Genomic DNA, 12,471 nt, shown 5'->3' with positions numbered 1-12,471 from the left:
CAGTTACATCAAGGCAATTTGCCGAGTATTAGAATCGAGAAACACCAGGAGGCTCAGGGTATGGTTTATGCGCGCAGAATATGCTGGGTTATGCTATATGTGCTTTTATTTTTATTCGTGTGTTCCGTAGATTTTCAGATTACGGATACCACTTTGGACCCTTCGTGGCGAAACGCATACAATTATTTTGCGAAATCTGATTTCTCGTTTGGCACGGAAATTGTTTTTACCTACGGTCCCTTGTCTTGGCTGACGCTGAGGGCATTCGATGCGGAGCTTTTTTGGGGCAAAACGAGCTTTTGGCTAGTGATGGCGGCGGTTTCCGTTGTCATGCTCGGTTTGTTTCGCAGAGCTTCGGGAACGCTTGCTGCAGGGCTGGTGTTTTTGGGGCTTGTGCTCACCTTGAGCCTGGACAGCTTTTTCATTTCGACGGTTGTGCTTGCTTATACTCTATTAATTATGTATAGCCAGTCTGACAATAGATTCTACATCCCCTTGCTCTTTGGGGTGTGCGGTATCTTCGGTGTATTGGCATTGACCAAATTTACGCTGTTTGTCACAGTAGGAATCGCCATTGTTTTGTTATCCTGCTATTATTGCTTCAAGCGGCAGTTTATTCATCTCCTTGCAATCGCAGGCTTCTATTCCCTTACTCTTTTTGCACTTTGGACGGTAGCGGCCGATCAGGCTCCCCACCATCTTTTTATCTATATCATAAATGCATTAGAGGTATCTCGCGGATATACGGCGATGTCGAGATACGGCGATCCAGCATCAATCCTCGCAGTTGTATTGTGCTTAACCCTGTTAGGATTAGTCACTCCCAAAACACCATTCATTTCATGGAGAAAACATATCGGGACGCTTTTTATATACGGTTATATTCTAATAATTACTTTTTTGGTATGGAAGCTTGGATTTATCCGGCACAATGTGCGCGAACCTATGTTTTTCGCGTTCATCGCAGTTGTTTCCGGAGTCGTACTGGGAGCCGCAAGGCTATCGTTTAAGGAAACTCTTCAGTTGGAGAGAGAACGATGGGAGAAGCTCTTTAAAGTAAAAACGGAAAGCGGGAAGGAGCTTGTGCTGGTTTTAACGTCCCCATGGTTTTTTAAGGGGGGGCTGATTATAGTGCTTTGCGTGGCATTTTTCATGTTCGGCAGTATAAAGTACAGGGATCATTTTCCTCAGGCTTTTCTTTCTGAAAAAATATACGAGCTGAAACGAAACGCCGGGCGGCTGTTGATTCCCGGAAGCATGCAAGCGCTAAAAAGCGACCTGGAGAATCAGCAGGCTGCGACGATATCGCAATATCGCCTGGATAAGATCAAAAGCATTGTAGGGAACGAAACGGTAGATGTGTATGGCTTTAACCAAAATTACGCGATTTTTAACGGTTTGAACTGGACGCCGCGGCCCATCTTCCAAAGCTATTCAGCCTATACAAGCAAACTGCTGAAAGCTAATGAGGCGGCAATTATCGAAAACGGGCCTGCCTTCGTATTGTTACAGATACAAACGATTGACGGCAGATTTCCAACGGCGGACGACAGTCTTTGGCTTACCCAATTGCTTCACCGCTATTCCATTGTGGATGAGGAAAGCCCCTTCCTGTTGTTCCAAAAGAGAGAGGAGCGAGAAACGCCTGAGCTCGCGCTCGTGCATGAAGGCGAGGTGGGCTGGGGAGTTCCATACCATCTGAAACCGTCGGAGCAACTGAGCTACATCAGCCTTGACATTAACGAAAATGTGCTGGGAAAAGCAAGATCGGCACTGTTTAAGCCTCCGCTGGTTTTTATCGAGGTTACTTTGGAGGACGGGATGAACAAGGTGTTTCGGATTATACCTGCAATGGTAGGAGAACTATTCCTGCTATCCCCGCTTGTAGAGAATAACGATGACTTGTTGTCCGCGTTATCCGGCTTATCGCAGAAGCATGTGACTCAACTCAAGCTATCGACAACGAATCCGGCTTATTTTCAAAGTGGAATCCATTTAAAGCTGTATTCTGAAAGCTTGATTGAGGGCGCATTCAATCCATGGGAATTTGCGTTAAAAGGTATAAGCAACCGAACGCCGGTTGATGCCGTTCTGGAGCATCCGTTGGAGAAGAGAATTTGGGGAAATGAACAAGCGGTTCTTTTTCATCCGAACGGGCAACTGCTGTTTAACCTGGAGCCGACAGACCATTCGGTATCTGTCGAAGTCGGATTATTGCCCGAAGTCAAGGCTGCCGGCAAATCGGACGGCGTTACATTTTATCTGGAGTCATTTGATCCAAACAATCAAGCCTGGACAACGTTGAACCGTATATTTATTGACCCATCGGACGACCGCCTCTCCCGCCAGTTGCAGGCCAATCAGTTGCAGAGGCTTGGCAGCGAGCGGCTAAGACTTAGAGTAGATGCAGGTGCAAACAACGATTCGACTTATGATTGGGCAGTGATCCGAGATATCGTCTTTCATTAACGACAGGAGCTGGAGTATTGCAAGTTCATCACAGACTGCCTACAGTTAATTTGAAAATACAGCATCCTAAAACGATAAAGAGTAGAGGAACACTTCTTTATGCATTAGAAAACCTTGATTATCGTCCATATATTGAAGTCATTACGAGGCTCCTAGACAGTCCTGCCATAGAAGTTAGATTTCAATCCTTCATGCTATTAGAAGCTATAGCCGATAGCCTTACCGAAACCGAGAAAAAGGCATGCAGCAGCATCATAATTCAAAAGCTAGAAGCGAATCAGGACGAAATTCTTATTGAAGCACAGCAATTGTTCAATATGTAGAGGTGAACCGGGTGGATAGATTTTTTAAAGAAATATATAATTTTTTCCCTAAGGGTATCGCCTTTTCAGATGAAAGATATAAAGGGAGCTCTGAATATTTACAACAGTTAAAAAGAAGAAAGCGATGTAAAGAAAGTTTAGGGTATTTTCAAAATAAAATAAAAGAAGTTTCACCGCGATATGCTGTTATCAATTCCACTAATTTAGATTTTCGCTATGACAGATCAAATAGTTTTAAGTATATTTTTTAAAACGATACTACTTGTGAGTATGAAAATTCCAAGTGGTTTCTTTTTGTGTAGAAAATATTTTCTAAGGGCTGGGATACCATGAGCTTCTAATTGTTGATGATAAAATAACCAGTTTTCCATATGGAAGAGAAGGATGATGTAAATGATGCTTAAAAAAGTTGGGAGTGTGAAGAGAATAGTCATCTCTTTATCGTTATTTGTAGTAATAGCTCCAGTTTTAATGAACTTTATTCCTATAAAATTTGCGGTTAAACTCGTCGAAGCACAACAAAGGCAAAACACTGGGGAATATATTTGTGTAACGGAAGCTAAATATGTACTTGATACAGGTTGGATTGCAAAAACAAACATTAATTCGCACTTGAAAGAGAACCTTGCTGTGAGAGTGTCTAGGAATAGCCCAAACAAATTTCTATCCGAAAAGGAGTTCGATTTTGGATGGTATGAATTAGAAAATAGATTTTTATTAATAGGTAACGTCGAAAGTTTTGAAAAAGATAAGGAAACCAAAGTTCGATATGCCAATCTAAATGTGGATGAATGGGAAATCGTATATCCTATAAAAAGAGCATCCTTTAGAAAATATTTTACGCCCAACAGCTATCTCAATATTTATGATTATGACTTGATAAAAGTAATCACTAGTGTTGCATAAATCTTCAGACACGACCTCGGCCTAGCTGGAACATATGCAAAAGTGGTTTCTTGCTTACTTCAGAGACTTGTACTAGCTTTATTTAAGAAGGGAGATACATGAGACGATCAAGCATGAAATGGCTGAGACTTTTAGTTTTCTGCGTTGTTATCATTATGATCACTATAATCTTTCTAATGTACGATAAATTTGAGCGGAATATTTTGATTTTCAAGATTGCCACTCACTTTATAGGCTGCTATTTGTTGTTTTTTGAACTTTTTTTTGTCATGTGGAAAGCGATTAAATCTAAATTGGTTAAACTGAAAAAAGTATTATTTATTGGAATGTGCATCTATGGATTTTGGCTTGGATTGCTATCTGCCATACAATTTTCCAATCTTTTTGTAGATTCATTTATAATGGGTTATCAAAGTAAAGAAATCGTAATTTTAAGTAGGGAAAAAATTTATAATGATAGTGATAGGATACTAGTGGAAATGAATAAAGAAAGAAAAGTATTTTCATTGGCTCCAGGATATGTACAAGTAGAGCAAAACTCAAAATATCTCGTCCATGTATTTGAAAAAAGTAAAATAGTTATTCCTATAGAAGGACCTAAGTAATAGTTTTTTATTGATGGATTCTTTTGTACGGGTATGAAAAAAATAAGGCTAAAACTATATGTGAGTTTAGAAGCTCTGTGTCTACCTTTTCGTTTAACAACATTATGGTGTAGCTAAACAAACAGTTATTGAAGGGTCTTTCACACTGTTTAAGGAGGAGATATTTTGAGATTAGAGACAGCAGTTTTAAAATTCATTGAAGCTGCAATGAAGCACCAAGAAGGTACAGATTAAGGAAACTCTCGGTTAGCCAATAGATCATATAATAAGCTGAATAGTTCGTATGAATGGCTTAAAGAAACTAGTTATGTTTCTGAATTAATTTCATTGTTTAATCATGATAATGAGAGTGTTAGAATTTGGGCTGCTAGATATGTGTTAATTATAGACGAAGAAAAATCAGAAAAAGTGCTAAAAGAACTGAGTTTCTCGAATTCCCCAAATATCGCAGTCAGCGCCGACATAACATTGAGGGAATGGGAAGGTTATGAAGTTTAGCGAAGTCATAGGTGCTATTTAAATCAGGCGATGTCATTCTTAATGATTTTGATTTTAATGAAGGTGTCGCCCTAGACCATCAAATTTGGTCTTTCAAGGAGGATATATTACAAGTTAGGTATGATAATAAATTTGTTTTAGATTTAGGTTGGTATCCAGAGTTTAACTTAGACGATGGTAGTTTTAAATTAAATATAGTGAAAAATGATGATTGGTTAAATCCTCTTTTTATAAAAAGAACAAAGTCACTGAATGAAATGAAATCTATGAATATATAAAAGAAGCTATTTTATTTGTTGAAAAATCGAAATAAAGTTTCTATTTACAAAATGATTAAAATTTTATTTACTACTCAGGTCTTCCTCGGAGTTGAGGTAGACCTGAGTAGTAACAATAAAAAATAATTACGGCTCGATCTAGAAATTAGCGGTTGATATTTTCAGCCAGACAAACGGTGTCGATTGCATTCGATTAAAATGCCATAAGAAGTATGTGTCCGCTGATGGTATAATGGAGGGTGTATATGGGACTAATGATAAACTTGTAACTTCTCCAATAAATGAAGGAACTTATAATTTTAGTAGTCCTGACAATGGCTGGGAACATTTTAAAAATGATGTTTTACCCTATCATTAAATTTTTAAAGTATATATTAGGAGAGATAAGGGATGATTATTGAAAATAAACTCTTATCAATTGGTATATTTAACTGGAGCATTTTTTTGGTAGTATTATTGATGTTAATATCTGATATAAACTTAAATCTTTTTCTTCAAAATATTTTTGGTTTTTTTTTCGTGGTGAATATTGTTTGTTTTCTAATTTCTTTAGTTTCATTTGTCATTTGTTTGGTGAGATTGACAAATAGGGCGGTGTTGGTAACTTTATTTATACACATGCTGTACTTAATTGCTTCAAGCATATTTTTTTATCTATTTTTAGCGGTGGCATTCAAAAATTAAGTTTGATTATTTTTAAATTATATGTAGCTATTTTTGAGTTTATCTCCCTGAAATAATACAGGACATTTTATTAGTCTGATTGTTGAGCATGAGTTTGGAAATTTACCGGACTCATGCCTTTTAGTTTTGCTTCATTTCGCTTGTGATTGTAAATTACGATGGATTTGAAAAAAGTTCTTAAATTCAATATGGCAAATCAAAATGAATAACTGTTAGAAAGATACAAAATTTTGAGATTTATAAACTAGAACTGCCTGAAGAATGGGCGCATGATATTTATTATGGAGTAAACTCATTTTGGTGGAACAAAGAGAAGAAGGACTTGATACCGCTACCAATTAGCGGAGAGATATAATTTTTAGTTATTTAATCAGTCAAATATGAGTTTAGAAACACTCAAGGGGGATATATGGGATCAACATTCACAGCAATTTTTCAAAATCAAGGATCTGACTTGGGGCTTGCATGCAAAAAGCTCACTGAGATAATGCTAGATACATCAAATGCTCAAGAAGTATGGAAATGGGCCTATAATAAAAAGGATACTCACTCCCCTGAATGTATGAGTATTTCTGGTCAACTTGAATTTCTAAATGTGCATGGATTTGATATCGAACTAGGAGAGCATTTCTTTATTTTTGACATCATGATAGGTTGGCACACACTCTTAGAGGATGAACGGCTGCAAAATCGACTGCGTAAGGATTTAAGCCGTTTTGGCAAAAGATTTGGTCCTGCTATTTATTTGCCATCCGATTGTAAAGTTGATCCTTTATATAATATGAGGATGGAACGAACGTGGGAGGAAACGGTGAATGAATTGAATCAAAAAATAGGCAGCCCCCAAAAAACGTTGAAAGAGTTATTAGCATGTATGGAAGGAAGAGGTGAACGTTGCGGCTATTATGTCGAGTTATTCTCATATGAAGTTATGAGCTAATTATAGAATTGAATTTTTATAATTGAGGGGCTAGCTATGGCTAAGTTGGAATCTATATAATGAGAAAAAATACAATTCATTTTTTTTACTCCACAACCTGATACAAGTATGAATATAAGCAAATTTCGAAGAAAAAGCTTCACCAACGCTAAACTATAACGATAGTACTGAGTCATTAGAACATTTATTTTTTGGTACTTGGATAATAAAAGAGGATATTAAATGGGGGACAGTTAGTATTTATGATGAAAACGATATTAAGAGCATACTGGGTAAACGAGTGGTCTATTCCATTAAATACTCGCAGTTCGATCAAAGAAAACTTGATAACCCATTTTATAAAAAAACGTTTGTTTCAAGCGATGATTTTATAATTAATCCTAATGTGAATCAATTTCATAATACTTAGTTACAGAATCGTAGACGAACCGAATTTGAGCATTTTCGTTTTGAAAATTAGGCTGCTTGTTGTGTAATTGGCGACTTAGACGGTCACATGCTAACTTTGTGCAATTATAAACCAGTGTTGCCAAGTTGAAATGTGCTTTCGCTTTTTGACCTGTTCGATGTCTCACATTGTTCAACCGGAAGAATTCTTTTAGGTATGCATTAATCCTTTCGACTGCAGATCGTTTTTTAGCGATTTCTTTCCAACGGCTGGAGCCTCGAGCCGGAGAGGTATACTTTCTAAGATCGGTCATGATCTTCATCTTGTAAACCTTCTGACAAAGGGCATCTTGCGCTAACGGACAGCTCTCATATTCTTTTGGTCGAACGTATTTGAGTGTTTCATATTTTTTATCGTAGCTGTCGTAACGATAAGAATGCTCTCACACACAGGTAGGAGCGAAGTATTCGTCAAACCCGACAAGTTCGGAATCTCAACGACAGTTATAGGCGATAATGGCATGAGCCTTCGCTTCGAGAACTTGCTTATAAATGGGCTCATAATCGCAGCCAGCATCCCTAGTTGCATAGTTAAAATGGAAAGTTGGATACTGCAAAGCAAGCCCTTTTAGGAGGGGAATCGCTGCTTTTCCATCATTCAAGTTCCCAGATGATAACAGGTCTCCAAGGATATATTGACTCTTCGTTCCAACGGCAAGATGACCTTTATAGCCATACTAGAAGACATTTTTACCATCACTATTTTTCTTAATTCCCACTGCGGGTCAAGAGGCATTTCATCCCTTAGCACATGAAACGTCTCTCTAAGCTGTGCTGCGATTTCTTTCTTGAAGATTGGTTTTTGTTTCTCTTCTTCTTGTTTTTGTTTGAGCCAGACCTCACGTTCGAATTTTGGTTTACGACCGCGCTTTTTAGGCTCAGACTTTTCTTTCTCCTGCCTTGCTGCTGCCTGATCGCGGGCTTCAATATGTGTTTCATCAAGGGCAACCGTATCGTCGGTGATGAATCCTTCCACCATCGCCTGGTTCATCAACTGTGTTTGGATTTCCTCCAAGGCATGACTCTGGCTAATCTTGCACACCAATCGGGAATACGACGATGCAGAAGGAATAGATACAGAAATCATAAAGCCACAATCTAGGCGGAAAAGGAGGTCATGCTGAAGCCATTTTATTAAATCCTTAATCGTTGGAATACGTTCAACGATTCGGATGATCAAGGAATTAACCATCGCTCTGTAATTGACTTCAACAGGAGTACCATAAAGAGACATTTTTCTTATGAATCCACCCAATCACCTATATAGGTTTATTAGTTGTTTTAAGTAATAAAAAAATCTGGATTGAATTTTAGACACTCATTATGTCCAGAGAGTCTTCAACGGTAGGCGCTTGGCGTCCTCGCTCGTGACTTTCACCTTCGAGATGATCATGCTGGGCATACTAAAAAAGCTCTTGGAATTCAATCCATGAGCTTTTTCGGCTTCTTACGTTTAAGTGGTTATTTTTTTTCTGCTAATTAAATTCCCATTATTGTCATATTCATAGTAGATTTTTGTCCCGTCGGGATACGTTATTGTCTTGAGCTGCCCCGCAGCATTGTACTCGTACTGGGTTTTTGTCAGATCAAGATAGGTACTTAATGCAACAAAGACAAAACCTGCTGTTGGGCCCGGTGCCGCTCCTTTAGTTATTATGTCACTCTTCCCATCCCCGTTAACATCTGCCAACCATAAGCTTGAGGTATCATTAACAATTTTACGGCCTGAATTCCAGGTCCATGGTTCAAAGCCTGTTCCGGTACTTAATGAAAAATATACCCAACCGTCATTAATTGCTCCGGCTTCGCCTACACCCAGTAAATCTGTCTTCCCATCCCCATCCACATCTGCAAAAGCGATACCGCTGTTATTATCAAACATTTTGGAGCCTGAATCCCAGGTCCACCATGGATAGCCGGTTCCATTACTTAAACTAACATATACTTGGCCAGAATTCGCGGCACCAGTTTGTCCTTTGGAGACCAAATCTGATTTCCTATCTCCATTTATGTCGGCAAACCACATACTGCTGTTATCATCAATCATTCGTCTACCTGAGTCCCAGGTCCAAGACGGGTAGCTGCTTCCTGTGCTTAAGGAAACATACACAAAACCTGCATTCGCAGCCCCCGCTTGACCTTTGGTAAGCAGATCGGCCTTCTTATCACCATTTACATCTGCAAGCCACATGGTACTGTTATCATCAATCATTCTTTTTCCCGAATTCCATGTCCATGCTGGGTAACCAGTTCCGTTGCTAAGTGCCACATATACAAAGCCTGCATTCCATGCTCCGGCTTCACCTTTGGAGATTAAATCTGATTTCCCATCTCCATTGACATCGTCGAACCACAGCTTACTATTGTCCTCAAGTATTCTTGCACTCGAATGCCAGGTCCAGCCCGAATATCCTTTTCCGTTACTAAGAGATACATATATATAACCTGCATTTAATGCTCCAGCCTGTCCTTTAGAAATCAGATCAGCCTTGCCATCTCCGTTTACATCGGCAAACCAGATCGTACTATTATCATCAATCATCCGTTTCCCGGAATGCCATGTCCATGCTGGATAGCCAGTTCCATTACTTAATGCTACATATACAAAACCTGCATTCGCTGCCCCTGTCTCACCCTTAGTGATCAGATCAGCCTTGCCATCTCCGTTTACATCGGCAAACCACATATTGCCGTTGTCCTCAAGTATTCTTGCGCTGGAATTCCAGGTCCAGGGCATGTAGCCTGCTGCAGCATTCGCGGCACTTATTTTATCCGCGCCATAAGTTGAACTCATAGTAAAAAGTATACCTAGTGCTAAGATTAATCGTCTAATTGTTCCGAGCTTACCTGAATTCCGCCATATCTTAATAATCACCAAAAAACCTCCATATTCATTTATTTGCTATGCATGTATTAAACGCAAGGAAAATACTAATATAATGTAACAGATATTCTATTCCAAGCATAGTTAAATCTACCTATGAATTCGAAACTAACCCCGTGCTGCTTGGGGGTGCAGGTTGAAATTTTACCGTGTAATGCGAACGGCAGTTAGTAACGTTCGTCATATTTCCGGATCTTCGACCATTCAATGACAATACTCCCTAATATCTTTTATTACTATATTTATCGTAATAACACTATTAGAACTTTGCCTACAATATCAAAGGGGTTAAATCTTCAATAAAAACTAAGCTGATTTTGTAGAAATAAGATGAAAAAGATAGAAGATTTTGTTTCGTTGAGCAAGAATAATTAATTCTCATTAAAAATCGACATCTAAATACATAATTCGACAAAATCTCCTGATGAATAGAAGGTTATAACCATGATATATTTATCACTGGGTCTTTTTGGGGAGGGGAAGTCATATATGCCACTTAATAGGTTTCACGTTATATAATTATTGCTTTTTTCGAGATTATCCTAATTGGAGGAGTAAATGCTTACCTACTAAGAGCCAATGAAGCAGATGCTGCGGGAATTTTTTATGTGGATAAAGCAGCGTTTTATTATAGCTAGTTCAAAATGATGATTTATATAGAAATATAAATGGTGGGGATTAGGAATGAATTCAGGAGCATCACGTATTTACTTAAAAATTTTGTGTATTGTTTTAGTGTTAATGACGGTTACTAATCTAGCTTATGCTAGCACTTCCTATCTTTATGATAGCAATGGAAGACTTATTTCTGAAGTGAAAGACAATGGTGAAAAAGTAGATTATGTCTACGATCAGAACGGGAATCTAATTTTAAAGGAATACACAGGCAGAAATTTAGACTATGCATTTACCAAAGAGCAGGGACTAGACGATTGGTATTATCAGACTTGGAATGGAACAAGCTTGGAGGATATGACTTGGAACTACAGTCTTTCGAGATGGGAGGGCAAGACCGCTTGGGAAATTATTGGGGAAGATTGGATTCATCCAGGTGTGAATGATATCGCATTTACTTGGCAAGCACCTCAAAGCGGTGCGATACATATAGGTGGAAGAATCAAGAAGCACCAAATTAATTTGCTTGGCGACGGTATCAATCTTAAAGTGCTAAAAAATAATATTCAAATATGGCCAACAACAGGGTGGAAGCATCTTGCTGGGGATGATGCAACAGGCATTGATTTAAATCTGGATATGAACGTAGTAGCAGGGGATAATGTTTCATTTATATTAAATAAAAATGGAAATCTAAATTACGATGGTACGGTATGGAAGCCAACAATCAAGTATGTAGAGAAAGCATCAGAAGGATTCAGTTCCAAACAAGGTGAAAATAACTGGTCATATCAGATTGCCACTGCAGATGGTTATAAAGATATGGGTTGGGACACAGCGGCTTCCTTGTGGAGGGGAGATAACCGTTGGGAAATTATATCGCAAGAATGGATGCATCCCCATGTAAACGACGCTGCTCTCAAATGGAAGGCTCCACAAACTGGCATTATACACATTTCAGGAAATATAAGAAAACATCCCATTAACCTTGAAGGGGATGGAATCAATTTTAAAATTATGAAAAATGACACGCAAATATGGCCCCAATCAGGCTGGGTTCATCTCGAAGGCAATGATGGGATTGGAAAAAATTTAAATTTAGACGTACAGGTTAATAAAGACGAACAGATCTATTTTATTTTAAATAAATATGGAAATTTGGTTTCCGATGCTACTATCGTTAATCCTAAAATTACGTATGTAGAAAAAGCTTCAGCCGCATATGGATCAGAACAGGGCAAACATAATTGGTATTATCAAACATGGGATGGATCAGCCTATAAAAATATGGTATGGGATAGCACGTTATCCAGATGGAAGGGAGATCACGTTTGGAGTTTAATTACTAAAGACTGGATTCACCCACATACTAATGACACGGTCTTCAAGTGGGTAGCTCCAAAAACAGGAACGATTAGAATCAAAAGCAATGTGAAAAAACACCCTATAAACCTTATAGGAGACGGTGTGAATGCTAAAATTTTGAAAAACAACACGCAAATTTGGCCAGACTCAGGTTGGAAACGTATCGAGGGTAATGATAGCAAGGGAGCCTTAGTTATTAAAGAGCTGGAAGTCACTCAAGGAGACTCCATCTATTTCAGGCTTAATCAGAATGGAGATATCTCAAATGACGGTACAATATGGGATCCGGTTATTGCTTACTTGTCTATGTAGGCTAAGGTTAAGTTCCTTAATTAACTCCTTTATCAATTGATAAAGGAACAATTAATGAGCAGTATTACAACAGTCAAAGAAACGACTTTCCGAATTCTAGATAAAATTAGCCTAACAGAAGGGGGTTATGAGGTCTATGTGGATG

At 38.4% G+C, this 12,471-nt stretch carries 9 protein-coding genes and 1 pseudogene; 8 read left to right on the top strand and 2 right to left on the bottom strand.

What is annotated here, in order from left to right; genetic code table 11:
* The first annotated feature begins 60 nt into the window (after positions 1 to 60).
* The 7 genes from V5J77_RS19735 to V5J77_RS19705 all read left to right on the top strand — a co-directional run bounded on the left by V5J77_RS19735 (position 61) and on the right by V5J77_RS19705 (position 6,703).
* On the top strand, positions 61 to 2,469 hold the full coding sequence (locus V5J77_RS19735; RefSeq protein ID WP_338552543.1) for a hypothetical protein: 2,409 nt from the start codon (positions 61 to 63) through the stop codon (positions 2,467 to 2,469).
* A gap of 17 nt (positions 2,470 to 2,486) precedes the next feature.
* Positions 2,487 to 2,792 (top strand): hypothetical protein, encoded by a 306-nt coding sequence (locus tag V5J77_RS19730; protein ID WP_338552542.1) that lies wholly within the window; start codon positions 2,487 to 2,489, stop codon positions 2,790 to 2,792.
* Between the two features lie 11 nt (positions 2,793 to 2,803).
* A complete protein-coding gene (locus V5J77_RS19725; protein WP_338552541.1) occupies positions 2,804 to 3,043 on the top strand; it encodes a hypothetical protein in 240 nt (79 codons plus the stop codon).
* A gap of 142 nt (positions 3,044 to 3,185) precedes the next feature.
* Positions 3,186 to 3,698, top strand: coding sequence for a hypothetical protein (locus V5J77_RS19720; RefSeq protein WP_338552540.1), 513 nt, complete (start codon positions 3,186 to 3,188; stop codon positions 3,696 to 3,698).
* Between the two features lie 113 nt (positions 3,699 to 3,811).
* A complete protein-coding gene (locus V5J77_RS19715; RefSeq protein WP_338552539.1) occupies positions 3,812 to 4,303 on the top strand; it encodes a hypothetical protein in 492 nt (163 codons plus the stop codon).
* A 509-nt stretch (positions 4,304 to 4,812) separates the two neighbouring features.
* A complete protein-coding gene (locus tag V5J77_RS19710; RefSeq protein WP_338552538.1) occupies positions 4,813 to 5,079 on the top strand; it encodes a hypothetical protein in 267 nt (88 codons plus the stop codon).
* Between the two features lie 1,093 nt (positions 5,080 to 6,172).
* Positions 6,173 to 6,703, top strand: coding sequence for a hypothetical protein (locus V5J77_RS19705; protein ID WP_338552537.1), 531 nt, complete (start codon positions 6,173 to 6,175; stop codon positions 6,701 to 6,703).
* 482 nt (positions 6,704 to 7,185) lie between these two features.
* Here V5J77_RS19705 and V5J77_RS19700 read toward each other — a convergent pair.
* Together V5J77_RS19700 and V5J77_RS19695 are read right to left on the bottom strand one after the other, a co-directional pair.
* A pseudogene (locus V5J77_RS19700) lies at positions 7,186 to 8,357 on the bottom strand (transposase); the annotation flags it as partial.
* Between the two features lie 246 nt (positions 8,358 to 8,603).
* Complete coding sequence (locus tag V5J77_RS19695) at positions 8,604 to 10,025, bottom strand: FG-GAP-like repeat-containing protein (protein WP_338552536.1); 1,422 nt, start codon at positions 10,023 to 10,025, stop codon at positions 8,604 to 8,606.
* Positions 10,026 to 10,718: 693 nt separating this feature from the next.
* Here V5J77_RS19695 and V5J77_RS19690 point away from each other — a divergent pair.
* Entirely contained in the window at positions 10,719 to 12,326 is a 1,608-nt protein-coding gene (locus V5J77_RS19690) for an RHS repeat domain-containing protein (RefSeq protein ID WP_338552535.1), read from the top strand.
* The last annotated feature ends 145 nt before the right edge of the window (positions 12,327 to 12,471 follow it).

Source organism: Paenibacillus sp. KS-LC4 (assembly GCF_036894955.1).
Lineage (GTDB): Bacteria > Bacillota > Bacilli > Paenibacillales > Paenibacillaceae > Pristimantibacillus.
Note: the sequence above shows the minus strand (reverse complement) of the source record. Positions and strands in the feature narration are given on the sequence as shown.

Excerpts from the sequence above, each read along its gene's own strand:
- V5J77_RS19735 (WP_338552543.1), top strand. The coding sequence starts at position 61 with ATGGTTTATGCGCGCAGAATATGCTGGGTTATGCTATATGTGCTTTTA.
- V5J77_RS19720 (WP_338552540.1), top strand. The coding sequence starts at position 3,186 with ATGATGCTTAAAAAAGTTGGGAGTGTGAAGAGAATAGTCATCTCTTTA.
- V5J77_RS19715 (WP_338552539.1), top strand. The coding sequence starts at position 3,812 with ATGAAATGGCTGAGACTTTTAGTTTTCTGCGTTGTTATCATTATGATC.
- V5J77_RS19705 (WP_338552537.1), top strand. The coding sequence starts at position 6,173 with ATGGGATCAACATTCACAGCAATTTTTCAAAATCAAGGATCTGACTTG.
- V5J77_RS19690 (WP_338552535.1), top strand. The coding sequence starts at position 10,719 with ATGAATTCAGGAGCATCACGTATTTACTTAAAAATTTTGTGTATTGTT.